Source organism: Micromonospora sp. HUAS YX12 (assembly GCF_040215685.1).
GTDB lineage: Bacteria > Actinomycetota > Actinomycetes > Mycobacteriales > Micromonosporaceae > Micromonospora > Micromonospora tulbaghiae.
On record NZ_CP157974.1, the window covers coordinates 4,917,449 to 4,942,666 of the forward strand.

The 25,218-nt window shown below is 72.9% G+C and carries 27 protein-coding genes and 1 riboswitch; of the genes, 17 read left to right on the forward strand and 10 right to left on the reverse strand.

Going from position 1 to position 25,218, the window contains the following annotated elements; all coding sequences use genetic code 11:
• Window positions 1-84 precede the first annotated feature (84 nt).
• The 12 genes from ABIH81_RS23450 (at window position 85) to ABIH81_RS23505 (ending at window position 8,921) form a co-directional block, all read left to right on the forward strand.
• Window positions 85-672 carry a CDP-alcohol phosphatidyltransferase family protein gene (locus ABIH81_RS23450; protein WP_349877043.1) on the forward strand — a complete coding sequence of 196 codons (588 nt, stop codon included), beginning with the start codon at window positions 85-87 and terminating at the stop codon, window positions 670-672.
• Entirely contained in the window at window positions 669-1,628 is a 960-nt protein-coding gene (locus ABIH81_RS23455; protein ID WP_349877044.1) for a DUF881 domain-containing protein, read from the forward strand. The genes ABIH81_RS23450 and ABIH81_RS23455 overlap by 4 nt, the downstream gene beginning before the upstream one ends.
• The gene (locus ABIH81_RS23460; protein ID WP_091426880.1) at window positions 1,625-1,957 is read left to right on the forward strand and encodes a small basic family protein; all 333 of its coding nucleotides are present in this window, start codon (window positions 1,625-1,627) and stop codon (window positions 1,955-1,957) included. Before ABIH81_RS23455 ends, ABIH81_RS23460 begins: the two co-directional genes overlap by 4 nt.
• 10 nt (window positions 1,958-1,967) lie before the next feature.
• Window positions 1,968-2,906 (forward strand): DUF881 domain-containing protein, encoded by a 939-nt coding sequence (locus tag ABIH81_RS23465; RefSeq protein WP_349877045.1) that lies wholly within the window; start codon window positions 1,968-1,970, stop codon window positions 2,904-2,906.
• Window positions 2,907-2,960: 54 nt separating this feature from the next.
• Window positions 2,961-3,341: a glycine cleavage system protein GcvH gene (gcvH, locus tag ABIH81_RS23470; RefSeq protein WP_013286373.1), complete on the forward strand. Its 381-nt coding sequence runs from the start codon at window positions 2,961-2,963 to the stop codon at window positions 3,339-3,341.
• Window positions 3,342-3,557: 216 nt separating this feature from the next.
• A complete protein-coding gene (locus ABIH81_RS23475) occupies window positions 3,558-4,010 on the forward strand; it encodes an FHA domain-containing protein (RefSeq protein ID WP_007071101.1) in 453 nt (150 codons plus the stop codon).
• Window positions 4,011-4,060: 50 nt separating this feature from the next.
• Complete coding sequence (locus tag ABIH81_RS23480; protein WP_349877046.1) at window positions 4,061-4,762, forward strand: MerR family transcriptional regulator; 702 nt, start codon at window positions 4,061-4,063, stop codon at window positions 4,760-4,762.
• Between the two features lie 208 nt (window positions 4,763-4,970).
• Window positions 4,971-5,435, forward strand: coding sequence for a bifunctional nuclease family protein (locus tag ABIH81_RS23485; RefSeq protein WP_174527870.1), 465 nt, complete (start codon window positions 4,971-4,973; stop codon window positions 5,433-5,435).
• A 167-nt stretch (window positions 5,436-5,602) separates the two neighbouring features.
• Entirely contained in the window at window positions 5,603-6,190 is a 588-nt protein-coding gene (locus ABIH81_RS23490; RefSeq protein ID WP_349877047.1) for a MerR family transcriptional regulator, read from the forward strand.
• 436 nt (window positions 6,191-6,626) lie between these two features.
• The gene (locus ABIH81_RS23495; protein ID WP_349877048.1) at window positions 6,627-7,016 is read left to right on the forward strand and encodes a group 1 truncated hemoglobin; all 390 of its coding nucleotides are present in this window, start codon (window positions 6,627-6,629) and stop codon (window positions 7,014-7,016) included.
• 2 nt (window positions 7,017-7,018) lie between these two features.
• Window positions 7,019-8,185, forward strand: a complete 1,167-nt coding sequence (locus ABIH81_RS23500) for a globin domain-containing protein (RefSeq protein WP_349877049.1) — start codon at window positions 7,019-7,021, stop codon at window positions 8,183-8,185.
• Window positions 8,186-8,240: 55 nt separating this feature from the next.
• Window positions 8,241-8,921, forward strand: coding sequence for a DivIVA domain-containing protein (locus ABIH81_RS23505; protein WP_349877050.1), 681 nt, complete (start codon window positions 8,241-8,243; stop codon window positions 8,919-8,921).
• A 48-nt stretch (window positions 8,922-8,969) separates the two neighbouring features.
• On the opposite strand, the gene ABIH81_RS23510 is transcribed toward ABIH81_RS23505, so the two are convergent.
• The gene (locus ABIH81_RS23510; RefSeq protein ID WP_349877051.1) at window positions 8,970-9,626 is read right to left on the reverse strand and encodes an NAD(P)H-binding protein; all 657 of its coding nucleotides are present in this window, start codon (window positions 9,624-9,626) and stop codon (window positions 8,970-8,972) included.
• A 177-nt stretch (window positions 9,627-9,803) separates the two neighbouring features.
• Here ABIH81_RS23510 and ABIH81_RS23515 point away from each other — a divergent pair, with 177 nt between their 5' ends.
• Both ABIH81_RS23515 and gcvP read left to right on the forward strand, forming a co-directional pair.
• Window positions 9,804-10,646, forward strand: a complete 843-nt coding sequence (locus ABIH81_RS23515) for an NAD-dependent protein deacetylase (protein ID WP_349877052.1) — start codon at window positions 9,804-9,806, stop codon at window positions 10,644-10,646.
• Window positions 10,647-10,703: 57 nt separating this feature from the next.
• A riboswitch (glycine riboswitch) is annotated at window positions 10,704-10,794 on the forward strand.
• A 73-nt stretch (window positions 10,795-10,867) separates the two neighbouring features.
• Complete coding sequence (gcvP, locus tag ABIH81_RS23520; protein ID WP_349877053.1) at window positions 10,868-13,690, forward strand: aminomethyl-transferring glycine dehydrogenase; 2,823 nt, start codon at window positions 10,868-10,870, stop codon at window positions 13,688-13,690.
• Window positions 13,691-13,784: 94 nt separating this feature from the next.
• Here gcvP and ABIH81_RS23525 read toward each other — a convergent pair whose 3' ends face one another.
• A complete protein-coding gene (locus ABIH81_RS23525; RefSeq protein ID WP_013286363.1) occupies window positions 13,785-13,985 on the reverse strand; it encodes a DUF5999 family protein in 201 nt (66 codons plus the stop codon).
• A gap of 123 nt (window positions 13,986-14,108) precedes the next feature.
• Here ABIH81_RS23525 and ABIH81_RS23530 point away from each other — a divergent pair, with 123 nt between their 5' ends.
• Window positions 14,109-15,302 (forward strand): chorismate-binding protein, encoded by a 1,194-nt coding sequence (locus ABIH81_RS23530; protein WP_349877054.1) that lies wholly within the window; start codon window positions 14,109-14,111, stop codon window positions 15,300-15,302.
• Window positions 15,303-15,363: 61 nt separating this feature from the next.
• Here ABIH81_RS23530 and pip read toward each other — a convergent pair whose 3' ends face one another.
• Window positions 15,364-16,314 (reverse strand): prolyl aminopeptidase, encoded by a 951-nt coding sequence (gene pip, locus ABIH81_RS23535; protein ID WP_349877055.1) that lies wholly within the window; start codon window positions 16,312-16,314, stop codon window positions 15,364-15,366.
• Window positions 16,315-16,413: 99 nt separating this feature from the next.
• On the opposite strand from pip, the gene def reads away from it, so the two are divergent.
• The gene (gene def, locus ABIH81_RS23540) at window positions 16,414-16,923 is read left to right on the forward strand and encodes a peptide deformylase (protein ID WP_349877056.1); all 510 of its coding nucleotides are present in this window, start codon (window positions 16,414-16,416) and stop codon (window positions 16,921-16,923) included.
• Here the strand turns inward: def and ABIH81_RS23545 are convergent.
• Complete coding sequence (locus ABIH81_RS23545; RefSeq protein WP_349877057.1) at window positions 16,903-17,706, reverse strand: GNAT family N-acetyltransferase; 804 nt, start codon at window positions 17,704-17,706, stop codon at window positions 16,903-16,905. The genes def and ABIH81_RS23545 overlap by 21 nt on opposite strands.
• The gene (locus tag ABIH81_RS23550) at window positions 17,691-18,410 is read right to left on the reverse strand and encodes a TSUP family transporter (protein WP_349881183.1); all 720 of its coding nucleotides are present in this window, start codon (window positions 18,408-18,410) and stop codon (window positions 17,691-17,693) included. Before ABIH81_RS23550 ends, ABIH81_RS23545 begins: the two co-directional genes overlap by 16 nt.
• 228 nt (window positions 18,411-18,638) lie before the next feature.
• Between ABIH81_RS23550 and ABIH81_RS23555 the strand changes: the two genes are divergently transcribed.
• Window positions 18,639-19,418: an endonuclease/exonuclease/phosphatase family protein gene (locus tag ABIH81_RS23555; RefSeq protein WP_349877058.1), complete on the forward strand. Its 780-nt coding sequence runs from the start codon at window positions 18,639-18,641 to the stop codon at window positions 19,416-19,418.
• A gap of 3 nt (window positions 19,419-19,421) precedes the next feature.
• On the opposite strand, the gene ABIH81_RS23560 is transcribed toward ABIH81_RS23555, so the two are convergent.
• From ABIH81_RS23560 to ABIH81_RS23580, 5 genes are all read right to left on the reverse strand, one after another.
• The gene (locus ABIH81_RS23560; RefSeq protein ID WP_349877059.1) at window positions 19,422-20,288 is read right to left on the reverse strand and encodes a tetrahydrofolate dehydrogenase/cyclohydrolase catalytic domain-containing protein; all 867 of its coding nucleotides are present in this window, start codon (window positions 20,286-20,288) and stop codon (window positions 19,422-19,424) included.
• A 93-nt stretch (window positions 20,289-20,381) separates the two neighbouring features.
• A complete protein-coding gene (locus tag ABIH81_RS23565; protein ID WP_349877060.1) occupies window positions 20,382-21,401 on the reverse strand; it encodes a hypothetical protein in 1,020 nt (339 codons plus the stop codon).
• 40 nt (window positions 21,402-21,441) lie between these two features.
• On the reverse strand, window positions 21,442-22,440 hold the full coding sequence (locus ABIH81_RS23570; protein WP_349877061.1) for a tyrosine-type recombinase/integrase: 999 nt from the start codon (window positions 22,438-22,440) through the stop codon (window positions 21,442-21,444).
• 480 nt (window positions 22,441-22,920) lie between these two features.
• The gene (locus ABIH81_RS23575; protein ID WP_349877062.1) at window positions 22,921-23,661 is read right to left on the reverse strand and encodes a hypothetical protein; all 741 of its coding nucleotides are present in this window, start codon (window positions 23,659-23,661) and stop codon (window positions 22,921-22,923) included.
• A 154-nt stretch (window positions 23,662-23,815) separates the two neighbouring features.
• Entirely contained in the window at window positions 23,816-25,081 is a 1,266-nt protein-coding gene (locus ABIH81_RS23580; protein ID WP_349877063.1) for an MFS transporter, read from the reverse strand.
• Window positions 25,082-25,218 lie beyond the last annotated feature (137 nt).

Below are 25,218 nucleotides of genomic sequence, written 5' to 3' on the forward strand. Positions count from 1 at the left end.
TGCTGGACCGTGCTGCGAAGGGAGGGTTCGGTGTCGCGTCGGCCGGCTCCAGCGGAGCAACCGGATTCCGGGACCGCCACGGTCGTGGGAGACCGCGTCCTCACGCTGCCCAACCTGATCAGCTTCGTCCGGCTCGTCGGTGTGCCGATCTTCCTCTACCTGTTCCTCGTGGTCCGGGCCGACGTCGCCGCCATCGCGGTGCTCGCCGTCGGCGGCACCAGCGACTGGGTGGACGGCTGGATCGCCCGCCGCCTGGGTCAGGTGAGCCGGCTCGGGGAGTTGCTCGACCCGCTGGCCGACCGCCTCTACATCCTCGCCACGCTGCTCGCGTTCACCGCCCGCGAGGTGGTGCCCTGGCAGTTCACCGGCGCGCTGCTGGCCCGGGAACTGCTGCTGCTGGTGTCCCTCGGGGTGCTGCGCCGCTACGGCTACGGCCCGCCGCCGGTGCACTACGTGGGCAAGACCGCGACGTTCCTGCTGCTGGCGGCGTTCCCGATCCTGCTGCTCGCCGACGCGGTGCCGGACGCCGGGACCGCCGCCGGCGCGATCGGCTGGGGGCTGGCCTGGTGGGGCCTGGTCCTCTACTGGGTCGCCGGCGCGATGTACGTGGTGCAGGCCGGCCGCCTCGTGCGGGCCATGCGGGCGCGGCGCGCGGAGGCGGCGGCATCATGACCACGTCGCCGCCGGGGGACGGGCAGAAGGAGCGCGACCCGTCGAACCGGGTGTACGCGCCGGACTTCCTGACCGAGCTGTTCCGCAATCCGCTGGATCCGGGGTACGGGGACGCGGCGGCGCGCCGGGCGACTGGGTCGATGTCGCGGGTGCGGCAGGTGCTGGGCCGGCCGGTGAGCCTGGTGGTGCTGGCGCTGATCGGTTTCCTGTTCGCGGTGGCGTACCGGGAGACGATGGCGGAGGAGCCGAGCCGCGCGACGGCGCGGGCGGGTCTGGTCGCCGAGATCAAGGGGCGGGAGGCGGAGACCGACCGGTTGACCGAGCGCGCCGAGCAGTTGCGTGAGGAGGTCAGCCGGCAGCGGGACGCGGCGTTGAGCGGTTCGCAGGCGTCCCGGTTGCGCACGCTGGAGGCGGGGACCGGCCTGGCCCGGGTGCGTGGGGACGGCGTGGTGGTGCGGCTGGCCGACGCGGCGGCGGACCAGGACGGGGTGACCGGCGGCGACGCGGGCCCGTCCCGGGTGCTGTATTCGGATCTGCAGAAGGTCGCGAACGCGTTGTGGGCGGCGGGTGCCGAGGCGGTGGCGGTGAACGGCCAGCGGTTGACGGCGACGTCGACGATCCGGTCGGCGGGTGAGGCGATCCTGGTCGACTACCGGCCGGTGACGGGTCCGTACGAGGTGCAGGCGATCGGGCCGAGGTCGATGCGGGACCGGTTCGACGAGAGCCGGGCGGCGGCGTTGATGCGTGAGGTGGCGCGGACGACGGGTTTGTCGTTCGGGGTGAAGCGGGTCGACGACCTCACCTTGCCGGCGGCGCCGCAGCCGCGGCTACGCTACGCCGAGCCTTCGGTGAGTCCGAGTGCGCGCCCGTCGGGTTCGGGTGGCGCCGGTTCGTCGTCGAGTCCCGGGTCGTCCGGCCCGGGTGGTTCTTCCAGCCCCTCGGGAGGTGGCCGATGATCGCGGTGCTGGCGTTGCTCGCCGGTGTGGTGCTCGGGGTGTATCTGGACCCCACGGTGCCGGCGGCGTTGCAGCCGTATCTGCCGATCGCGGTGGTGGCCGCGTTGGACGCGGTGTTCGGTGGGGTGCGGGCGAAGCTGGACCGGATCTTCGACGACAAGCAGTTCGTGGTGTCGTTCATCTCGAACGTGCTGGTGGCGGCTCTGATCGTGTACCTGGGTGACCAGCTGGGCGTGGGCGGTCAGTTGTCCACCGGTGTGGTGGTCGTGCTCGGGGTGCGCATCTTCGGAAACGTGGCGGCGATCCGCCGGCACCTGTTCCGGGCGTAGGTTTGTGGCGATGAGCGAGGAACACAGGGAGACGGGTACCGGGTGGCCGCGGCCGGGGGAGCCGGCGCGGCCGTCGGGTCCGGCGGGTGAGCCGGATCCGCGCCCGGACGCGCCCGATCCGGACGAGTTGAGCCCGTTGGCGCCGGTGGAGCCGGTGCCGGACGAGTCGGCGGAGCCCGCGGAGCGGGAGGCGGTGCCGGAGTCCGAGCCGGAGCCGGGTGCGGCGACCGGTGCCGGGACGCCGTCGGCGGCGCGGCGGTTCTCGTCGGCGGGCGCGATGATCGCGGTTCTGCTGGCGTTGCTGGGTTTCACGCTGGTGGTGCAGTTCAAGACGACGTCGACGGATCCGACGCTCGCGGCGACGCGGGAGGAGGATCTGGTGCGGATCTCGTCGGATCTGGATTCGCGGGAGCGGCGGCTGCGCCAGGAGATCGAGTTGCTGGAGGAGAGCCAGCGGCAGCTGCGGTCGGGTGAGCAGGGCCGGCAGGCGGCGCTGGAGGAGGCGACGCGGCGGGCGGACGAGCTGGGCATCCTGGCCGGGACGTTGCCGGCGGTGGGTCCGGGTCTTGAGGTGGGGTTCTCGGGGCCGGCGAAGGCGGTGTCGTCGACGCGGATCCTGGACGCGGTGCAGGAGCTTCGGGGTGCGGGCGCGGAGGCGATGCAGATCCAGGGCGCGGACGGTACGGCGGCGCGGATCATCGCGTCGACGTATTTCGTGGACGGGCCCGACGGTGCGCTGGTGGTGGACGGGCGGCGGTTGACGGGTCCGTTCACGATCATGGTGATCGGTGATCCGGCGACGATGCGTACGGCGTTGAACATTCCCGGCGGGGTGGTCGCATCGGTGCGGGACGGCGGCGGTAACGTGACCTCCGAGGATCGTGAGGTTGTGGAGGTTTCGCAGCTGCACGCGCCGATCAAGCTGGACCACGCCCGGCCGGTCTCGTGACCGGTCGCGGCCGCGCCGGTTTCTCCGGTGCACCGATGACGAAGGACGCAGTTGGTGATTCCTGAGGATCTGCGGTACACCGCCGAGCACGAGTGGGTGGTCGGTGGTGACGGTGGTGTCGTCCGCGTCGGTATCACGCACTTCGCGCAGGACGCCCTGGGTGACATCGTGTTCGTGCAGCTGCCGGAGCCCGGTGCGGTGGTGGCGGCGGGTGAGTCGCTGGGCGAGATCGAGTCGACGAAGAGCGTGTCGGAGATCTACGCGCCGTTGAGCGGTACGGTGGCGGCGCGCAACGAGGCGTTGGCCGACACCCCTGAGGTGATCAACACGGATCCGTACGGTGCGGGGTGGTTGGTGGAGATCACTCCGGACGATCCGGCGGCGGTCGAGGGTCTGCTGACCGCCGATGCGTACCGCGAGCTCACCGAGAGCTGAGTTCGTGCTGTTCCGGGCGGCGGCGAGGTTCCGCGCGTCCGGTTGCCCTGCATTTCGGCGCTGGCTAGGCTCGCCCAGTCGACCGAGAACCAATAGTTTGAGCGTTGCGGAATGCGCCTTCCCGGGCACGGGGAGCCAGCCGCCGGGTGTGGTGTTGCCCGGCGGCCAGACCCGCCATTCCCTGACGCCGACCGAACAGATCCGTGAGGTGGTCCCATGACGCGCCCAGACGACGAGTTCCCCCCGCTCGACGTCACTTCGACGCTCAATCTCGGTTCGCTCGACGAAGTGCTGGAGGGGCCGGACACCGATGTGGTGCCGAGCCGCATGTCCGGCTCGTTGCCGCCGGGTATGGCGTTGCTGGTGGTTCGCCGGGGTCCGAATGCGGGTGCCCGGTTCCTGTTGGACCACGATGTGACGACGAGTGGGCGGCACCCGGACAGTGACATCTTCCTGGACGACGTGACGGTGTCGCGTCGGCACGCGGAGTTCCACCGTGACGGTGGGACGTTCACGGTGCGGGATGTGGGCAGCCTGAACGGCACGTATGTGAATCGTGAGCGGGTCGAGGCGGCGACGCTGAGCAACGGTGACGAGGTGCAGATCGGCAAGTTCCGGGTGGTGTTCATCGCCGGTCCGCGCCCGGAGGAGGAGGCCGGCCGGGGGTGAACGAGCCTGCGGCTTCGACGCCGTCCGGGGCGGCGCGGGCGCCTGCGCTGATGAGTATCGGTGAGGTGCTGGCGCAGTTGCGGCCGGAGTTTCCGGACGTCACGATCTCGAAGTTGCGGTTCCTGGAGGCCGAGGGCCTGGTGGAGCCGCAGCGGACGCCGGCGGGTTATCGGAAGTACGGCTGGGACGATGTGGCGCGGTTGCGGTTCGTGTTGACCGCGCAGCGGGATCAGTACCTGCCGTTGCGGGTGATCCGGGAGCAGTTGGCCCAGTGGGACGGGTCTGGTCCGTCGCCGGGGCGGGGGCGGCCGAATCTGGTGGCTGTGGGTCCGGGTGGTGAGGTTCCGGGCCGGGAGCCGGCGGAGTCGGTCGAGTCGTCGGAGGTGCGGCTGGACCGGGCGGGTCTGATCGCTCGTAGTGGTGTGGACGAGTCGACGCTCGCGGAGTTGCAGCGGCTGGGTGTGCTGGTGTCGGATCCGCCGGGGTGGTACGACGCGGACGCGTTGATCATCGCGAGTGCGGTGGCGGGTCTGGCGGCGTACGGGCTGGAGCCTCGGCATCTGCGGGCGTACCGGTCGGCGGCGGATCGTGAGGTCGGGTTGTTCGCGCAGTTGGTGGCGCCGTTGGCGCGGCAGAGCGATCCGGCGGCGCGGGCTCGGGCGGCGGAGACGGCGCGGGAGCTGGTGGCGTTGTCGCAGCGGTTGCACGCGGCGTTGGTGCGGGTGGGGCTGCGGTCGACGTTGGGCCGGTGAGGTCGTGGAGGGGCCGGGTGCTGTGGCGCCCGGCCCTTCGTCGTGGGCGGGCGCGGAAAGATCTGGTCGGTGGAGCGTGTCGTAGGCTTGCCGGGGTATGCCCGTCCGGCGAGGCGTGGTGCACGTAGCGCGTGGGACTCCCGTGTCCTGGTCCGTGTACCGTGCAGGGAAGGGCGCGGTGCAAGGTGACGACGACACGGAGGCGGCGGTGCGCGAGCTGAGCGTGGTCGGAGTTCGGGTGGAGTTGCCCAGCAACCAGCCGATCGTCCTGCTGCGGGAGGTCGAGGGGGACCGCTATCTGCCGATCTGGATCGGCGCGGTCGAGGCGACGGCGATCGCTTACGAGCAGCAGGGGGTCAAGCCGGCCCGGCCGTTGACGCACGACCTTCTGCGGGATGTGCTGACGGCGTTGCAGGCGCCGTTGCGGGCGGTGGAGATCACCGAGTTGAAGGAGAACGTGTTCTACGCGGATCTGCTGCTCGGTGACGGTGTGCGGGTGTCGGCGCGGCCGAGTGACTCCATCGCGTTGGCGTTGCGGGTGGGTGCTCCGATTCGTTGTGCGGAGCAGGTCCTCAGCGAGGCGGGGATCGTGATCCCGGACGAGCAGGAGGACGAGGTGGAGAAGTTCCGGGAGTTCCTGGATCAGGTGCGTCCGGAGGACTTCGCGGGTTGAGGTGTGCCGGCCGGGTGGCCGGGGCCGGCGCGGCGGTGGCCGGCGCGGCGTGTCGCGGTGTCTCCTGCGGGTGAAGTCCGGGGGGCGGCGTTAGGGTTGCCGTGTCGAGGGGTGCGCGTACGGGGAGTCGGCGCGGCACCGCCACGGGCGCGGGGAGGTTGGTCCGGATGCACGAGCCGCGGGATCCTGGTCCGGGTGGGCATCAGCAGGCGGGTGTGGGGGCCGATCCGGCCGGTGACGGCGAGGTCGGTTACCGGGGTGTGACCGCGTGTTCGGCGGTGGGGATCAGTTACCGGCAGTTGGACTACTGGGCGCGGACGGCGCTGGTGGTGCCGAGTGTGCGCGACGCGTCGGGTTCGGGGACGTCGCGGTTGTACTCGTTCCGCGACCTGGTGGTGTTGAAGGTCGTGAAGCGGCTGCTGGACGCCGGGGTGTCGTTGCAGAACATCCGTAAGGCGATCGAGGCGTTGCGCTCGCGTGGGGTGGACGATCTGGCGGGCATCACGTTGATCTCCGACGGGACGACCGTGTACGAGTGCCGGTCGCCGGAGGAGGTGGTCGACCTGTTGCAGGGCGGCCAGGGGGTGTTCGGCATCGCGATCGGTGGTGCGTTCAAGGAGATCCAGGGTTCGTTGTCGCATCTGCCGGCGGAGCCGGTGGGTGGGCAGGGGCCGGCCGTGCCGGCGGTGGAGCCGGAGGCGGAGTCGGTGGGTGACGAGCTGGCTGCGCGCCGGGCCCGGCGCCGGGCCGGGTGACCTGCGTCGCGTCTCGTTGACGGGATCGCGCCGCGCCCGAAAAGGGGTACGGCGCGATTCGTGTTTTGGTGACGGGGTGTGGTCTCCGCCCGGTGGCTGAGGCGAGTGGACGGTGTGGACCGGTCCGGGTGAGAGTCGGCGCAGGTCACGGCATGTGTGCACGCGATGTCCGTAAAGGACGGTACGTCGGGCGTGTTGACGGGATGTGTGCGAGCGGCTGCGGTGCGTCCACCGGCTCCGGGCGGGTTGTTGACCGTCCGTGTTTGACAGTTCTCGGGATCCGGACAGGGTCGGCGTGAGGTGTCATGGCGGGCGCGCTATGGTCCGTTCCGGTCGTCGGCGTGTCGATGTCACGGCGGAACGCTGTGTGACGCCGCGCCGGACGGCGAGCCCCTGCCGCGGCGCTGCCCGCGGACCCCTGGTGGAAGGACCGAGCATGACGGTGACGAGCGAGACCACCCCGATCTCCCACTACGAGCGCATCGGCGGCGCGGCCGCGGTGAAGGCCGCGGTGGAGCTGTTCTACGACAAGGTGCTGGCCGACCCGGATCTGGCCGGCTACTTCGCCGGCGTGGACATGGTGGAGCAGCGGCGGCACCTGGCGCTGATGCTGGCGGTGGTGCTCGGCGGTCCCGACGAGTACGCGGGCCGCGGGCTGACCGAGGCGCACCAGCCGTTGAACATCACCGGTGAGCACTACGCGAGGGTCGGTGAGCATCTGACGGCGACGCTCGTCGAGCTGGGTGTGCCGGCGGACGTGATCGCCGACGTGCAGGTCGTGCTCGGGCAGGTGCGGGAGCAGGTCGTGTCGGCGGGGGACGCCTGAGCGTGGACGTCGCACGGCTCAAGCAGAGCTGGTCCCTGGTCGCCGCGCACGGCGACCAGGTGCCGCTCTACTTCTATTCGACGCTGTTCCTGGCGCATCCGGAGACCCGGCAGATGTTCCCCACGAACATGGCCGGGCAGCGGGACCGTCTGGTGACCGCGCTGGGGCATGTGGTGTCCCATGTGGACCAGGTGGACCGGCTGGTCGGGTTCCTGCGGGATCTCGGCGCGGATCACCGGAAGTTCGCGGTGCGCGCCGAGCACTACCCGGCGGTGGGTGAGGCGCTGCTGGCGACGTTGCGGCACTTCTGCGGTGAGGCGTGGACCGAGGAGCTGGCCGCCGACTGGGCCGCGGCGTACGGGCTCGTCGCGCAGGTGATGACCGAGGGCGCGCAGGCCGCCGAGTCGCAGTCGCCGCCGTGGTGGGTGGCGGAGGTGCTGACGCACGAGCAGCGCACGTTCGACGTGGCGGTGCTGACGGTACGCCCGCAGTACCTGTTGCCGTTCACGCCCGGCCAGTCGGTCGGGGTGTCGCATCCGGCGGTGCGGTCGTGGCGGTACTACTCGCCGGCGAACGCGCCGCGTCCGGACGGCACGGTGGAGTTGCACGTGCGGGCCGCGCCGGGTGGTGTGGTGTCGTCGCGTCTGGTGTACGGGTGCGCGGCCGGTGATCAGATCCATCTGGCGTCGCCGGTGGGCGACCGGTTGACGTTGCGGCAGGCCGGGTCGTCGGATCTGCTGCTGCTGGCCGGTGGGACCGGCTGGGCGCCGGTGAAGGCGCTCGTGGAGCAGGTCGCGGCGGCGGGTTCGGGACGGCGGGTGGACCTGTACGTGGGTGCCCGTTCGCGTACGGAGTTCTACGACAGCGAGGCGATCGACAAGTTGGCGGCGACGCATCCGTGGCTGCGGGTGTCGTACGTGGCCGGTGCGGATCCGGCCCGGCCGGGCGAGTCGGTGGGCATCGCCGACCGGGTGCTGGCCGACGGGGACTGGCGGTCGCGGCACGTGTACGTGTGCGGGTCCGACGAGATGGTGGGTCATTCGGTGGCGGCGTTGACCGGCGCCGGGTACCAGCCGGGTCAGGTGCATCACGAGGGTTACGGCAAGCACTGGTACGGCCCGGCGTGGCGGACGATGACGGGCTCTGACGAATCGGAGGTGAGCCGGTGAGCGCGAGGAGTGAGCCGGTGTTGCGAGCCCCGCAGTCGCGAACGAAGGTGAGCCGGTGAGCGCGGGTCCGATCAGCAGTTACGACGCGCAGCAGGTGTCCGGTCAGGTGCAGGTGCGGTTGACCTCGGACCGGGTCCGGCGGTGGGAGTTCGGGTCGGCGGCGTTCACCCGGCGCGGCTACGACCAGTCCGATGTGGACCGGTTCCGGTTGCAGGTGGCCGACGAGCTGGATCTGCTGGCGGCGCAGGTGGCGAACCTGCGGGCGGAGAACGAGCGGCTCAACGACCATCTGGAGCTGCACCGGCACGGGGTGATCCCGAGTACCGAGGCGGCGGTGGCGCCGGCGGCGAAGGAGGTCAACCTGTTGTCGGCGGCGCAGCGGGAGGCCGAGCAGATCATCGCGCAGGCCCACGACTACGCCCGCCGGGTCGCCGAGTACGCCCGTACGCAGTACGAGAGTTACATGCGGGCGGCGGCGGAGGAGGCGAAGCGGGAGGCCGAGCGGGCGGTGACGGAGTACCGCAGCGCCGCCGGGAGCGGGTTCGACGACTCGGTGGCGACGCGGGAGGCGTTGCGGATCTTCGGCGAGATGATGATCTCGCACATGCAGGCGGCGGCCCGGCACCTCGACGACGGCAGTGAGCAGTTGTCGCGCACGATGGAGCGGATCGCCCGGGAGTTGCCGCAGGGCGGCGGGGGCTCGCCGCAGCCGGCGTTGTCCCGCCACCAGCGTTGACCGGCGTCCCGGCCCGCGTTCACCGCGGGCCGGGACGTGCCCGCCGGGTCAGGCGGCGACGGCCGTGATCGCGTCGGCGATGGGGGTGTCTCCGCCGACGAGTTCCAGGGTGTGCCCGGCGGTGGCCGGGGCGTACAGCAGGGCGACCAGTACCCGGGCCACGTCGGCGCGGCTGATCGCTCCGGGTTCGACGTGCCGGGCCAGGGTGATCCGGCCTGCGGGTTCGTCGTCGGTGAGCCGGCCGGGCCGCAGCACCGTCACGTCGAGGTCCCGTGCGGTGACGTCGTCCTCGGCGGCCTTCTTGGCCCGCAGGTACGCCGCCCACACGTCGTCGGTGCCGTCGGCCGGCGCGGCGTCCACGCCCATGGAGGAGACCAGCAGGTAGCGGCGTACCCCGGCCTGGACGGCGGCGTCGGCGAGGAGCACGGCGGCGCCCCGGTCGACGGTGTCCTTGCGGGCGGCGCCGCTGCCGGGTCCGGCGCCGGCGGCGAACACGACCGCGTCGGCGCCGGCGAGGTGGGCGGCGAGGGTGTCGACGTCGGTGTGTTCCAGGTCGCACACGACGGGTTCGGCGCCGGCGGCGCGCAGGGCGGCGGCGTGGTCGGGGTTGCGGATCAGTCCGAGCGCGGTGTCTCCGCGTCCGGCCAGTTCCCGCTCCAGCAGTTTGGCGATCTTTCCGTGCCCTCCGGCGATGACGACGCGCATGCGCTCAACCTAGCCCGCCACACCGGCCCCCGCCGGGCGACCGGCCTCGTCGATCATGAGGTTGGCGGCCCGACACGCCGGTCCGGACACCGCCAACCTCATGATCGACGGCGGGAGAGCCGGCGGGGAGCGGGCGGCGGGGTGGGAGGTGCGGGGCCGGCGAGGGACGATGGACGGGTGAGTGAGGCGTTCGAGGAACTGGCGCGGCTGGTGGCGGCCGGGGACGTGGTGGTGCTCAGCGGCGCGGGCCTGTCCACCGAGTCGGGCATTCCGGACTACCGGGGGCCCAGCGGCGCGGCGCGCCGGCACACCCCGATGACGTACCAGGAGTTCACCCGGGATCCGCTGGCGCGGCGGCGGTACTGGGCGCGCAGCCACCTGGGCTGGCAGACCATCGCCCGGGCGGCGCCCAACGACGGGCACCGGGCGGTGGCCCGGCTGCAGGACGCCGGGCTGCTCGGCGGGATCATCACTCAGAACGTCGACGGGCTGCACACCGCCGCCGGCGCCACGGGTGTGATCGAGTTGCACGGCCGCCTCGACGAGGTGACCTGCCTGGACTGCGGCAACGCCACCGGCCGTGACGAGCTGCACCGGCGCCTGTCGGAGGCGAACCCGGGCTTCGACGCCCGGGTGGCGCGCGTCAACCCCGACGGCGACGTGGACCTGCCCGACGAGGCGGTGACCGGGTTCCGCACCGTCGGCTGCGGGGTCTGCGGCACCGGCATGCTGAAACCGGACGTGGTGTTCTTCGGCGAGACGGTCCCGGCGCCCCGGGTCGCGGACTGTTTCGCGCTCGTCGAGCGGGCCCGGGCGCTGCTGGTGCTCGGGTCGTCGCTGACGGTGATGTCGGGGCGGCGGTTCGTGCTGCGCGCGGCCCGCCACGGCATCCCGGTGGCGATCGTCAACCAGGGCGCCACCCGCGGCGACGGGTACGCGGCGCTGCGCCTGGACGCCCCGCTGGGCGCCACGCTGTGTGCGCTGGCCGACCGGCTGGCGGCGGCTCCGGCGCCGGTGTGATCAACCCCCGGGACATGAGCCGGAAACACGCCCGCTGGTAGCGTGGGAGGTGCCGGTACCACCCACGTGGGAGAGACCGTCGACCCGACGGCGCCGAAGGGGCAGATTCTCCCCGGAACCTCTCAGGCAAAAGGACCACGTGGGCAGGCGCTGTGGAGCGCGTCAGCGCGACTCAGGGGGAGGCCGACCCGTCGACCTCGCCCCACCAAGGAGCGCAGCGCATGACCGCAGAGCAGTTCGCCGACCGGCACATCGGCCCCGGCCGCGACGACGAACGCCGGATGCTGGACACCGTCGGTTACAGCTCCGTCGGCGAGCTGATGGACGCCGCGATCCCCGAGGTGATCCGCTGGCACGGCACCCTGGACCTGCCCGCCCCGGCCAGCGAGCGGGAGGCCGTCGCCGAGCTGCGGGCCCTGGCCGCCCGCAACACCGTCGCCGTGTCCATGATCGGCCTGGGCTACCACGGCACGCACACCCCGGCGGTGATCCGCCGCAACGTGCTGGAGAACCCGGCCTGGTACACCGCGTACACGCCGTACCAGCCGGAGATCAGCCAGGGCCGGCTGGAGGCGCTGCTGAACTTCCAGACCATGGTCACCGACCTGACCGGGCTGGCCACCGCGAACGCCTCGATGCTCGACGAGGGCACCGCCGCGGCCGAGGCGATGACGCTCGCCCGCCGCGCGTCGAGGAGCAAGAGCCCGGTGTACGTGGTGGACGCCGACGCGCTGCCGCAGACCGTCGCGGTGATCGCCGGCCGCGCCGAGCCGCTCGGCATCGAGGTGCGCGTGGTCGACGTCGACCGTGACGAACTGCCGGCGGAGTTCTTCGGCCTGCACCTTCAGTACCCGGGCGCGTCCGGCGCGGTACGCGACCACCGCGCCCTGGTCGAGGCGGCACACGGGGTAGGCGCGCTGGTGACCGTGGCGGCGGATCTGCTGGCGTTGACGCTGCTGCGCCCGCCGGGCGACATCGGCGCCGACATCGCCGCCGGCACCACCCAGCGCTTCGGCGTACCGATGGGCTTCGGCGGGCCGCACGCCGGTTACCTGGCGGTGCGTCCGGGCCTGGAGCGGATGCTGCCGGGCCGGCTGGTCGGGGTGTCCCGCGACGCCGACGGCAACCCGGCGTACCGGCTGGCGTTGCAGACCCGCGAGCAGCACATCCGCCGGGAGAAGGCGACCAGCAACATCTGCACCGCCCAGGTGCTCCTCGCGGTGATGGCCGGCATGTACGCCGTCTACCACGGGCCGGACGGGCTGCGCGCCATCGCCCGGCGTACCCACGAGGCGGCGGCGCGGCTCGCGGCCGGGCTGCGCGCCGGGGGCGTGCGGGTCGCGGACGTCGCGTTCTTCGACACCGTCACCGCGATCGTGCCGGGCCGGGCCGCGCAGGTGGTGGCCGCCGCGGCGGCGCGCAACGTGAACCTGCGGCTGGTCGACGCCGACCGGGTCGGTGTGTCCTGCGACGAGACCACCACGCCCGCGCACCTTCAGGCCGTGTGGGCGGCGTTCGGCGTCGACGGGTTCGACGGCGACGCCGGCGCGGGCCTGCCGGACGGGCTGGCCCGCACGTCGGACTTCCTCACCCACCCGGTGTTCCACAGCCACCACTCCGAGACGGCGATGCTGCGTTACCTGCGCCGGCTGGCCGACTTCGACTACGCGCTGGACCGGGGCATGATCCCGCTGGGGTCGTGCACGATGAAGCTCAACGCCACCACCGAGATGGAACCGATCACCTGGCCGGAGTTCGCGCACCTGCACCCGTTCGCGCCGGACGAGCAGACCGCCGGGTACCGGGAGCTGATCGCGCAGCTTCAGGGCTGGCTGGCCGAGGTCACCGGCTACGACGCGGTCAGCGTGCAGCCCAACGCCGGATCCCAGGGTGAGCTGGCCGGGCTGCTGGCGATCCGCGGCTACCACCGTGAGCGCGGCGAGGGCCACCGCGACGTGTGCCTGATCCCGTCGTCGGCGCACGGCACCAACGCCGCGTCCGCGGTCATGGCCGGCATGCGGGTCGTGGTGGTCGGCTGCGACGCCGACGGCAACGTCGACCTGGTCGACCTCGACGCGAAGATCGACAAGCACCGGGACGCGCTCGCCGCGATCATGGTGACGTACCCGTCGACGCACGGCGTGTACGAGACCGGCATCGCGCAGCTGTGCGCGAAGGTCCACGACGCCGGCGGTCAGGTGTACGTCGACGGCGCGAACCTCAACGCGCTGGTCGGGTTCGCCAAGCCGGGCCGGTTCGGGGCGGACGTGTCGCACCTGAACCTGCACAAGACGTTCTGCATCCCGCACGGCGGCGGCGGCCCGGGCGTGGGCCCGGTGGCGGTGCGTTCGCACCTGGCGCCGTTCCTGCCCGGTGACCCGCTCGGCGCGCGCACCGGCGGCCGGCCGGCGATCTCGGCGGCGAACCACGGGTCGGCGGGGATCCTGCCGATCCCGTGGGCGTACCTGCGGATGATGGGCGCCGACGGGCTGGCCCGCGCCACCGGCGTGGCGGTCCTGGCCGCGAACTACGTGGCGGCGCGGCTGCGTTCGCACTTCCCGGTGCTGTACGCCGGCAACAAGGGCCTGGTCGCGCACGAGTGCATCCTGGACCTGCGGCCGCTGACCAAGGCCACCGGTGTGAGCGTCGACGACGTGGCGAAGCGGCTGATCGACTACGGCTTCCACGCGCCGACGATGTCGTTCCCGGTGGCCGGGACGCTGATGGTGGAGCCGACCGAGAGCGAGGACCTGGCCGAGCTGGACCGCTTCTGCGACGCGATGATCGCGATCCGGGCGGAGATCGACAAGGTCGGCTCGGGGGAGTGGCCGGCGGGGGACAATCCGCTGTCGAACGCGCCGCACACCGCGGCGATGGTGTCCGCCGACGAGTGGCCGCACCCGTACCCGCGGTCGGTGGGCGCCTACCCGGCGGGTGTGGACCGGGCGGGCCGGTACTGGCCTCCGGTGCGTCGCATCGACGGCGCGTACGGCGACCGGAACCTGGTCTGCTCGTGCCCCGCGCCGGAGGCGTTCGAGGACTGAGCGGCTGACGCCGGGGCGGTGGGCTCTCGCCGCCCCGGCCGGTGCGCCGGCCGGTCATGACCGGCGCGTACGCTCACTGACGCTGCGTGATCGCTCAGGCGACGAGGGCGTGGCGGGCCGGACCCCGGTGCGGGGCGATGGTGCGCCCGTCGGGGAGCAGCTCACCGGTGTCCTCGAAGACGATGACGCCGTTGCAGAGCAGGCTCCAGCCCTGCTCAGGGAAGCAGGCGAGGACGCGGGCGGCCTCGCGGTCGGTCGCGTCGGCGGAGGGGCAGGTGGGCTGGTGCTGACACATCGGGTTCTCCGGACTGTGGGGGCACTGTGTCATGGTTCACATGACCAGTGACGCACAGTACCAAGTGAAACTGCGCGGTATCGAGCAAGGATGCGTCTTGTTCACTCAGAATGGGCTGAACGGATGACCCGGAACCGCCCAGACGTCGTGGAAGCGCTCCCACAGGTGGAGGTCGATGCACCAGGCGCCCCGCCCGGATGCCGCCGCCGGCTCACCGAGGCCGCCCGCCTGCACTGGTCGACCGGCGACGGCGGCGACCCCGCCGACCTGGCACAACGCTTCCTCGCCGCGCACGGCATCACCCGCGACGACCTGGCCCGCCCCGGCCGCCACGACCCCGCCGCCGCCGTGTGCGGCGCCGCCCTGTACCTGTCCGCCGCCGCCGGCGCGTACGCCCTCGGCGTGTCGCCCGGCGCGCCCAGTCCCGCGCCGGCGCTGCCCGACCTGGTCGTGGTCGTCTACCACCACACCGACCGCCCGGCCGCACCCCGGCCCCCGGCCCCCGCCCCGTGGCGGCTCGGACCGTGGCGCGACAGCTGGACCCCGGCCGCGCACGCCGCCGCCGTCGGCGCGGTCCGCGACGCCATCGCCCGCGGCGACGTCTACCAGGTCAATGTCGTCGGCCACGCCGCCGCCCCGTACACCGGCGACCCGCTGCCCGCGCTGGCCCGCCTCGCCGCGCTGCCCGGCGCCCGCTACGGCGGCACCCTGCACGGCCCCGGCTGGGCGCTCGGCTGCGCCTCCCCGGAGACCCTCATCGCGGTCGAACACGGCCGGCTGGTCACCCGCCCGATCAAGGGCACCCGCCCGGCCACCCCCGCCGGACGCCGCGACCTGCTCGCCTCGGCGAAGGAACGCGCCGAACACGTCATGATCGTCGACCTGGAACGCAACGACCTGGCCCGGATCGCCCGCACCGGGTCGGTGCGCGTCGACGAGCTGTTCGCCGTACGCCGCTGGTGTGACCTGTGGCAGGCGGAGTCCACCGTGTCCGCGGCGCCCGCCGACGGGCTGGGCCTGGCCGACCTGCTTCGCGCGGTGTGCCCCGGCGGGTCGGTCACCGGCGCGCCCAAGCACGCCGCCCTGGCCCGCATCGCCGCGCTGGAGCCGGTCGGACGCGGCGCGAGCATGGGCGCGCTCGGCTGGGTCGGACCCGACCGCCTCGACCTGGGCCTGACCATCCGCACCGCCGCCGCCGACGGCGACCTGCTGCACCTGTGGGCCGGGGGAGGCATCACCTGGGACAGCGACCCGGCCGCCGAGGTCGCCGAGGCCGCCGCCAAGGCCGCCCCGATCCGCGCCCTGCTCGCCCGCTGACGGGCTGTCGGGCGGCCCGGCCCCCGGCCCGGCCTCCGGCGGCTCAGCCTCGCGCGGCGGTTCAGGTGGCGGCGGCGAAGGAGTCCAGGGCGGCGACCACCCGCTCGCCGATGCCGTGCCCGCCGCCGTGACCGCCGGCCTCCACGATCTCCAGCCGCGCGTCGGGCCAGTCCCGGGTCAGCAGCCACGCGATGTCCGGCGGGCCGCTGACGTCCAGCCGGCCCTGCACCAGCACCCCCGCAATGCCCGCGAGGCGGCCCGCGTCGCGCAGCAGCTGCCCGTCGGGCAGGAAACCCCGGTTCGCGAAGTAGTGCGTCACCAGCCGGGTGAACCCGTACCGGAACTCCGGGTCGGCGAACCGCGGATCCGGCGCGTACCCGCCCGCGAGGGACACGTGCACGTCCTCCCAGTCGCACCAGTCCCGCGCCGCCTGATCCCGCACCGCCGGGTCCGGATCGTCGACCAGCCGGGCGTACGCGGCCGACAGGTCACCGTCGCGGTCGGCCTCGGGCACCCCGTCGCGGAACCGCGCCCACTCCTGCGGGAACACCCGGCCCATGTCCCGGGTCACCCACTCGATCTCGCGGCTGGTGTTGGCGACCACGCTGAACAGCACCAGCGCGCTCACCCGCTGCGGGTGCCGCTGCGCGTACGCCAGGGCCAGCGACGACCCCCACGACGCGCCGCACAGCAGCCACCTGTCGATCCCCAGATGCGCGCGCAGCGCCTCCATGTCGGCCAGCAGATGCCCGGTGGTGTTCACCGACAGGTCGGTCGCCGGATCCGACGCCGGGGGAGTGCTGCGCCCACAGCCACGCTGGTCGAACAACACGATCCGGTACGCGGCCGGGTCGAACAGCCGCCGCCAGGACGCGTCCGCGCCCGAACCCGGCCCGCCGTGCACCACCAGCGCCGGCCGGCCGTCCGGGTTGCCGCACGTCTCCCAGTACACGCGCTGCCCGTCCCCGGCGTCCAGCATGCCCTGCGCGTACGGCTCGATCGGCGGATACATGCGGTGGCCTCCCTGCGACGGTGTCCGCACACCCTACGATCGCCACCGCCCCGGCGGGTGCCCACCCACGAGCGGTAAGCAACGGATAGCCTTCCGGGCATGACTATGCGCCCGATCCGGATCATCGGCGACCCCGTCCTGCGCACCCCCAGCGAACCCGTCACCAGCTTCGACGCCGAACTGCGCGCCCTCGTCACCGACCTGATGGACACGCTGCTCGGCGCCCCCGGCCGCGCCGGCGTCGCCGCACCCCAGATCGGCGTCAACGCGCAGGTGTTCGTCTACGACGCCGACGGCCACCGCGGCCACATGGTCAACCCCACCCTGGAGCTGTCCGACGAACTCCAGGACGACGACGAGGGCTGCCTGTCCATCCCCGGCCTGTACTTCCCGACCCCCCGCGCCCTGCACGCCACCGCCCACGGCTACGACCAGCACGGCGAACCACTCACCGTCACCGGCAGCGGATTCCTCGCCCGCGCCCTGCAACACGAGACCGACCACCTGCGCGGACGCCTCTACGTCGACACCCTGCGCGGCGACACCCGCCGCCGGGCCCTGCGCGAGATCCGCGCCGGCCGGTTCGACTCACCCAGCCGCGGCCGCTGACGTCAACGCGCACTCGGTGAACCCGGCCACCCGGGAGAACCCCAGCCGCTCGTACAACCGCACCGCCGCGGCGTTGTCCGCCCGCACGTTCAACGTCACATGATCCACCGACGCGCGCAGCCGGGCGCACAACGCCGCCACCACACCCGCACCCAGACCACGACCCCGCACGTCCGGATGCGTCGTCACGTTCCCCAGCGCCGCCACCCGCCACCGCGGCGAGAACACGTGCACCCCCGCCACCGCCACCAGCCGGCCACACTCCCGCACACCCACGTACTGGCCCGTCTGAAGCATCCGCGCGTCGAACCAGTTCCCCGGATACGCCACCGCGTACAACCCGGCCAGCTCCGCCGCGTCCGCCGGCCCCAACGGCTCACCCACCGCCGGCACCGCCGCCAGCCGGCCCGGATCCGTCAACGCCATCCGGTGATGCGCCGCCGCCTCCGACACCACGAACCAGCGGCCCAGCGTCACCTCCAGACCGGGGGACAGGTGCGCCCACATCCGCGCCGGCAACACCGGCGCCGCCTCCGCCAGCAACCCGGCCAGCTCCGCCACCCGATCCGGCGCCGCGAACGCCAGCAACGTCGGCAACTCCACCCCGTGGTACAGCAACACCACCTGGTCGCCACGCCGGAACCACGACGTGTACGGCCAGAAGAAATCGTCCAGATCACCCAACTGGTACGCGTGCAACACCGGATCCCGGCCCAGCAGACCCGCCAGCACCGCCCGGTCGTGCTCCGCCCGCACCGCCACCGCGATCAGCCCGCCATCCACTGGTCGTAACCCAACCGGGCCACCAGCGCCAGCACCACCACCAGCAGCACCACCCGCACGAACCCGGCACCCCGGCGCAACGCCATCCGCGCGCCCACCGCCGCCCCCACCACGTTGCACACCGCCATCGCCGCACCCAACGCCCACCACACGTGCCCGGTCAACCCGAACACCACCAGCGCACCCAGATTCGTGCCCGCGTTCACGACCTTCGCCATCGCCGAGGCGTGCACGAAATCCGAACCCAGAATCGCCGTGAACGCCAACACCAGGAACGTGCCAGTACCCGGCCCGATCAACCCGTCGTACAGGGCGATGCCCAGACCGGCCACCGCCACCGCCACCACCACCCGCGCCGGAGTCCGCCGGTGCGGCGACGAAACCACACCCAACGACGGCCGCGCCAGCACGAAGACCGCCACCGCCACCAGCACCACCAGCACCACCGGCCGGTACGCGCTACCCGGCACCGCACCCGCCAACGCCGCACCCAACCCCGCCGTCAGCACCGCCAACCCGGCCGCCGGACCCGCCACCGCCCAGTCCAGCTTCGTCCGCCGCGCGTACGTCACCGCCGCCGTCGACGTACCGAAGATCGCCGCCAGCTTGTTCGTGCCCAACGCCGTCGCCACCGGCACACCCGGCGCCGCCACCAGCAACGCCGGCAACAACAACAGACCGCCGCCACCCACCACCGCGTCCACCCACCCGGCCAGAAGGGCAGCAGTCAGCAACGTCGTCAACGACAGGGCATCCACCGCCGCATTCTGCCCACGCCGCCACCAGCGACGACGCCACCTGTGGCCAGCCTCACCGCCCCCGGCGACGCCGCAACCACACCCCGGCCGACCCCACCGCCACGAACACCAGCATCGAACAGCACAACAGTTTCAGCACCCGGCAAGACTCCCACGACGACGTACGGTGTCCAGGTGCGCCTGGCCACCTTCAACCTGCTGCACGGCCGATCCCTCACCGACGGGCTCGTCGACCCCGACCGGCTCACCGCCGCCGTCACCGACCTCGACGCCGACGTCCTCGCCCTCCAGGAAGTCGACCGCGACCAGACCCGCAGCGGCAAACTCGACCTCACCGCAGTCGCCGCCCGCGCCCTGCACGCCGACCACCACCGCTTCGCCGCCGCCGTCGTCGGCACCCCCGGCGAACAGTTCCGCCCCCTCACCCACGACGACGACGGCCACGGCGAACCCCTCTACGGCATCGGCCTGATCAGCCGCCACCCCGTGCGCTCCTGGCAGGTCACCCGCCTGCGCGCCGCCCCCGTCCGCTCACCCATCTACGCGCCCGGCCCCGGCGGCGGACTCGTCCTGCTCCGCGACGAACCCCGCGTCGTGCTCGCCGCCGTCCTCGACACCCCCCACGGCCCCCTCACCGTCGCCGCCACCCACCTGTCCTTCGTCCCCGGCTGGAACGTCTGGCAACTACGCCGCGTCGTCCGCGCCCTGCGCACCCTGCCCGCACCCAGGATCCTGCTCGGCGACCTCAACCTCCCCGCCGGCCCCGCCGCCGCCCTCACCCGCTGGCAGCCCCTGGCCCGCCGCCCCACCTACCCCGCCGGGCAACCCCGCGTCCAACTCGACCACATCCTCGCCGACCGGCACGGCCTCGACCGGCTCCCACCCGTCACCGCCGTACACACCCCGCTGGCCACCATCTCCGACCACCGGCCCCTCGTCGTCGACCTCGGCTGACGCTCAGCCCAGACCGCTCTGCCGCCGCGCCGCCTCCACCGCGTTGCGGAACAACATCGCCACGGTCGTCGGACCCACCCCGCCCACACGCGGCGTGATCGCACCCGCCACCTCGGCACACGACTCGTCCACGTCCGGCAGCAACCGCCGACCCTCGTACCGCACCCCACCACCGACCACCACCGCACCCGGACGCACATGCTCCGGCCGCACGATCCCCGGCACCCCCGCCGCCGCGATCAGGATCTCCGCCCGCCGCGTGTACCGAGGCCAGTCCGCCACCCCCGTGTGTACCACTGTCACCGCCGCGTTCGCCGTCGGCCGCTTCTGCGCCAGCAACATCGCCAACGGCCGGCCCAACGTCGCACCCCGGCCCAGGATCACCACCTCCCGGCCCGCCACCGGCACACCGTGGAACGCCAGCAACGCCTCGATCCCCGCCGGCGTACACGGCAACGGACCCGGCAACCCCAACGCCAGCCGGCCCATGTTCACCGGATGCATCCCGTCGATGTCCTTGTCCGGATCCAGCACCGCCAACGCCCGGTCGTAATCCAGGTGACCCGGAATCGGATACTGCACCAGCACCCCGTGCACCGACTTGTCCGCGTTGAAATCCGCCAGCACCGCGTGCAGATCCGCCTGCGACGCCGACGCCGCCAGATGCACGTGCGGCGACACGAAACCCAGCTCCGCCGCCTGACGTTGCTTGATCCGGATATAACCCGCGCTCGCGTCGTCGTCACCCACCAGCACCGTCGCCAGCGCCGGCATCACCCCCGCCGCACGCAGCTCCGCCACCGACGCGGCGACCTCCGACAACACCCGCTCCGCCACCGGGGCACCCGGCAACAACCGCGCAGAAGACATACGACACCTCGCCCGCGGAGGCCCAGGCGGTCGACCCCCACGACGAGCTCCCCGATGGTTCACCCATCCCCGTGCCGCCAGTCGCGTTCCCCCTCAGCCTGCCACAGCCTCCGCCGCCACCGCATCCACCACCGCCTGCCACCCCGGCAACGCCGCCAGCAAACCGTCCGCCCGCCGCCGCCGATCCGCCGCCGACGCCACCCCCAGATCAGCCAGCACCGCCCCGAACGCCCGCTCCCGCTCCGGCGCCACCGCACCCAACACCACATGACACCGCGCGTACGTCACCAGCACCCAGAACATCGCCTCCCGATGCCGGCCCGCCTCGATCAACTCAGCCGCACCGTCGAACACCACCGGACGCCCCGCCGCACCCAGATCCGCCCCGAACGCGAACCCCTCCCGCGGCAACCGCGCCACCTCGTCGAACACCACCGCCAACCCGGCCAGATGCTCCCGCACCCGCGCCACGTCCACCCCCACCCCGCCACCGTCGAGCGTGTCCAGCAACCCCGCATACCGATCCGCGAACCCGAACCGCGACAACACCCGCTCCGCCCGCACGTACCGCCGCCGCACCGTCGGATCCGCCAACCCCGCCACCGCCGGCCACACCGCCAGCAACGACGTCGGAAACACCCACGCCAGCACCTGCTCCGCCACCGGCGCCGACCCACCCACCGCCCGCAACCCGCCCTCGATCCGCCGCCGCACACCCGCACACCGCGCCCGCACCCACACCGGATCCGCGAACCCCGCCGCCACCCGCTCCCGCACCGCGGCCAGCCGGCCCGACCGATCCGCGATCACCCCATCGGTACGGAACATCGGCGCGAACACCCACGACCCCAGCACGTCCTCCGGGCCACCCAACTCCTCCCACGTGACAGCGCTGACCTCCAGCAGCACCCCCCGATGCACGAACTTGCCCACCTTCGCGCCGGGCTCCCGGCGCACCAGCAACACGTCCACGTCCGACCACACCGGCAGCACCGCGTCGTCCGGCAACCCCACAGTCGACCCGCTGAACAACGCCCCCTCGATCGACCGATCGACGCGCACCCGCTCCCGCACCCACCCGACCGCCACCGCCCGCGCCGCACCCACCCGCATCCCGCCGATCCTGCCAGCAGGCCGGACCGCCGCGCGCCCGTCACCGCGGCGGCGCCAACCCCGACAACGCCCGGTTGGTACGGTTCGCCGCCACCGCCGCCCGCTGCTGACCCGCCGTCACCTCGATGTACGTCTGCGACGACGCCAACGACGCATGACCCAGCAACCGCATGATCTCCGCCGCGCTCGCCCCGTCCTCCGCCAACCGCGTCGCGAACGTGTGACGCAACGCGTGCAACCGCGCACCCCGCGGCACCCGGTCACCGATGCCCGCCCGCCGGTAACACGACTCCACCAGGTACTGCAGCCCACCCCGTCGCAACGCCTCACCCTGACGATCCACCAGCAACGGGGCGTCCGGCCGCACACTGCGCGACCCGAACCGGTGCCGCCGGCTGTCCAGATAGCCGGCCAGCACCCGATCCACGGCGTCCTCGATCGGCACCGTACGCGGCCGCCCACCCTTACCCGCCACATCCACCCGCCGCTCGCCGTCACGCCCGGCCACCGACGACACCCGCAGCGCCAGCAGCTCCGACAGCCGCAACCCCGCGCACAACGCCAGCGCCAGCACCGCCAGGTCCCGCTCCGGCCACGGATCACGCTGCCGGCCCTCCGCCCGGGCCACCGCCGCCAGCAGCTCCTCCGGGGTGTCCTCGCCCCGCAGCGGCTTGGGCCGGGGGAGAGGCGTGCGGGGCCGCCCCACCGCCGGCATCGGATTGCCCGGTACGACACCCTCGGCGACCAGGAACGTGAAGAAGCTGTTCCAGGTCGACCAGGCACGATGGACCGACGCGGCGGCGCGGGGAGCGGCGAACCGCGCGAACGCCGCGCGCATCACCCGGGGGGACAGGACGCCGACCGCCAGCCGGTCCAGGGGGAGGGGAGTGGTGTCACCGTCCGCCGCCACCAGCTCGGCGACAGTGGTCAGATCCCTCCGGTACGCGGCCAGGGTGTGGGGGGAGGGCTTACGGGTGGCCCGGGCGGTCAGGAACTCCCCGATCAGAGCACCCACCGTTTCGTCCGGTTTGTCATGCATAAGGGATATTATGCATGATTCTCACGTTCCCGCCAGATGCCCACCCAGGGGGGAGAGTGGTGAAGATCCCGGCCGCCCAAACTGTCCGCCGGGCACGGCCCCTGGTCGCCCCGGTCCGTCGATCATGAAGTTGACGGCGACAAAGTGGACACCGGCTGCCGTCAACTTCATGATCGACGGGGTCTGGGTCGTGGCGAGGGGGGTGGCCGGGGTGGTCGGGCGGTGGATCACCTTGCTCCGGGCTGCGGAGGCGCCGCGTGCGGACGGCGGGCGTCAAGGCGCGCGCCGGTGGTGGGCGGCCTCGCGGCCTCAGCGCTGATCTCGGGCGAGCCCGACCGCGTGCTGTGGCCGAATGACGTCCCGGCGCCCGGGCAGGAACAGTGCCGCGCAAGGGCTGGACGCCCGTCGCGCGCTCCGGCGGTCAGCCGCTATGGGTGCGCCCGGGGAGGCCCGCTTCCTGGTCACTTGACATAATGTACATTATCGAATCTCAGGCTTCGCGCCGTCGTCCTCCGCGCCGAGGGCGTCCGACATCGCCTTCATAACCTTGTCCAACCGTGGCTGGCCACTGGCGGCCGGCTCCTCGGACAGTCGTGCGAGCGCCGCGTCGACCTCTGCCTTGAGCGCCTGCCGCTGCGACGCGTCGCCCGAGTCGAGCGCCTTCTGGACTCGCGGGGTCAGGTCGGACAACCAGCTCAGTGCGTCCAGGTCCGGCCGGGCGCCCGACCGTTGCGGAACTTGCTGCCGGGCGTCGGTGAAGCGGCTTCCGCCGAAGTGGGCCAGGGCGGCTGCCACCTCACCCGGCGGCTGTCGCACCTGGTCCAGGTCGAGGAGCACCAGGGCCGGCCGGCCGTCGACCGGGCTGCGGCCGGTGAGCCGACGATCGATCGCCGAAGCGGTGGCCGGCACCAGCAACACGGATGCGGCTCTCTGCTTCCGGCCGCCCGACGATGGCGGCTGGTCGAGGACGACTGCCTCGATCTCGGCCCACGCCACCAGGCGGTCGAGCCCGGCGACCCGCAGGTCCAGCCCGTCGGCTCCGATGCGGAACCGGAACGGCCTGAACTGGTAGGCGACGAACACGCCTGCCGCCAGCAGCCAGAGGCCGACGAGAGCCCACCTCACGGTCGACGAGGGCGTGAGGTAGAGCAGCGGAGCCACGCCGACCATGAAGATCGTGAGGCCGCTCCACAGCGTCTGTCGGTTCCTGCGCAGCTCCATGCCGGCACCTCATCCCTTGTGGCCTGTCACGGGAAGGGCTCTACATGGTGGCACGGACGATGCGCTCTCGTGATCATCCGAATGTCCCGCGGTCATGAGGAGTGGGAGCGTCGATCGATACCTCTCCCCTGCGCCGGCCGGCGCGACGGTCAGCTCAGGCCGGCTGCGGGTCGCGGTGCTCGGCCTCGCCCGCCTCCTGGACGTCCTCGGCGGACCGCAGATCGGGCATGGCGCGCACAGCGGGCGCGAGGGCGGCGACGACGGCGAGCGCCAGCATGACGGCTGCGAAACTGCCGAACACCATCGGGGCCGGTACCCGGTCGATCAGCAGACCGGACAGCGCCGGGCCGAACGGCGCCACGATCAGCGCGATGAAGCTGGTGGCGGCGTTCGCCCTGCCCTGGAGGTCGCCGGGGGTCAGTAGCGTCTGCAGGGTCAGCATGCTGATGTTGGCCGCTGGTACGACCAGGACGCAGGCGCCGGCCAGCGCGCCCAGGACCAGTCCGTTGTCGGTGGTGGCCATGGCGGCGGTCAGCACCCCGCAGGCCCAGATGACCGCGAGGATCAGCCAGCGGGTGGGTACCCGGGCGGTCAGCCAGGACGCGACGAGTGACCCGGCGACGGCCCCGAGCCCGACGCACGCCATGACGGTTCCGGCGGACAGCCCGGAGGCGCCGTTGCGGACCGGCACGACGATGATCGCCAGCAGCACGCCGGCGAACGCGAAGTTCAGGACGGCGCCGCTGAGCAGCGTGAACCGCAGTGAGGGGTGCCGCCACAGGAACCGGACGCCGGCGACCGCCTGCCGGGGCAGGGACTCCCCCGGCTTGGTCAGGGACCGGCCGAGCGGGCCGCGCAGCAGGGCCACGGCGACGAGGGAGACGGCGTACGAGATCGCGTCGACGAGGAACGGCAGCGCCGGGGCGAGGCCGAACAGGAAGCCGCCGAGCGGCGGGCCGGCCAGGTGTACGACGCCGTTGCGGGTCTCGTTGAACACGGTGGCCGTACGCAGGTCGCGGGCCGGGACGACGGCGCGGGTGGCTGCCGCGGCGGCGGGTTGCAGGGCGGCGCCGAGACCGGCGGTGGCGGCGGCGAGGACGGCGATCAGCAGTACGGGCGCGTCTCCGACGAGGGCGAACACGGTGACGCCGGTGACGGCGAGCAGCGCGCCGCCGTCGCAGCACAGCATGAGGATGCGCCGGTCGCGCCGGTCGGCGAGCAGGCCGGCGGGCAGGAGTACGAGGACGAGGGCCATGCCCTCGGCGAAGGCGACGAGGCCGGCGTCGGTGGCGGAGCCGGTCATCATCAGGACGAGTAGCGGCGTGGCGACGGCGGTGACCTGGGTGCCGAGTTTGGAGGCGGTCCGGGCGACGGTGATCAGGAGGAAGTCGTGGTTGTGTCGCAGGCCGGTGGGCGGCATGAGGGCTCCGTTGGCGAGGTGGCGGGCGGGAGGTCGGCTTCACCGGCTGTGGGGCGGGTTGACGACGGACCCGGGCGGGCGGGGGGCCGCCCGCCCGGGTCGCCAGGCGGATCAGGTGTGGCTGGGGCCGGTGGCCC

Coding starts and splice junctions, on each gene's coding strand:
- ABIH81_RS23455 (WP_349877044.1), top strand. CDS start 669: ATGACCACGTCGCCGCCGGGGGACGGGCAGAAGGAGCGCGACCCGTCG.
- ABIH81_RS23460 (WP_091426880.1), top strand. CDS start 1,625: ATGATCGCGGTGCTGGCGTTGCTCGCCGGTGTGGTGCTCGGGGTGTAT.
- ABIH81_RS23465 (WP_349877045.1), top strand. CDS start 1,968: ATGAGCGAGGAACACAGGGAGACGGGTACCGGGTGGCCGCGGCCGGGG.
- ABIH81_RS23475 (WP_007071101.1), top strand. CDS start 3,558: ATGACGCGCCCAGACGACGAGTTCCCCCCGCTCGACGTCACTTCGACG.
- ABIH81_RS23480 (WP_349877046.1), top strand. CDS start 4,061: ATGAGTATCGGTGAGGTGCTGGCGCAGTTGCGGCCGGAGTTTCCGGAC.
- ABIH81_RS23490 (WP_349877047.1), top strand. CDS start 5,603: ATGCACGAGCCGCGGGATCCTGGTCCGGGTGGGCATCAGCAGGCGGGT.
- ABIH81_RS23495 (WP_349877048.1), top strand. CDS start 6,627: ATGACGGTGACGAGCGAGACCACCCCGATCTCCCACTACGAGCGCATC.
- ABIH81_RS23510 (WP_349877051.1), bottom strand. CDS start 9,626: ATGCGCGTCGTCATCGCCGGAGGGCACGGAAAGATCGCCAAACTGCTG.
- gcvP (WP_349877053.1), top strand. CDS start 10,868: ATGACCGCAGAGCAGTTCGCCGACCGGCACATCGGCCCCGGCCGCGAC.
- ABIH81_RS23525 (WP_013286363.1), bottom strand. CDS start 13,985: ATGTGTCAGCACCAGCCCACCTGCCCCTCCGCCGACGCGACCGACCGC.
- ABIH81_RS23530 (WP_349877054.1), top strand. CDS start 14,109: ATGACCCGGAACCGCCCAGACGTCGTGGAAGCGCTCCCACAGGTGGAG.
- pip (WP_349877055.1), bottom strand. CDS start 16,314: ATGTATCCGCCGATCGAGCCGTACGCGCAGGGCATGCTGGACGCCGGG.
- def (WP_349877056.1), top strand. CDS start 16,414: ATGACTATGCGCCCGATCCGGATCATCGGCGACCCCGTCCTGCGCACC.
- ABIH81_RS23560 (WP_349877059.1), bottom strand. CDS start 20,288: ATGTCTTCTGCGCGGTTGTTGCCGGGTGCCCCGGTGGCGGAGCGGGTG.
- ABIH81_RS23565 (WP_349877060.1), bottom strand. CDS start 21,401: ATGCGGGTGGGTGCGGCGCGGGCGGTGGCGGTCGGGTGGGTGCGGGAG.
- ABIH81_RS23570 (WP_349877061.1), bottom strand. CDS start 22,440: ATGCATGACAAACCGGACGAAACGGTGGGTGCTCTGATCGGGGAGTTC.
- ABIH81_RS23575 (WP_349877062.1), bottom strand. CDS start 23,661: ATGGAGCTGCGCAGGAACCGACAGACGCTGTGGAGCGGCCTCACGATC.
- ABIH81_RS23580 (WP_349877063.1), bottom strand. CDS start 25,081: ATGCCGCCCACCGGCCTGCGACACAACCACGACTTCCTCCTGATCACC.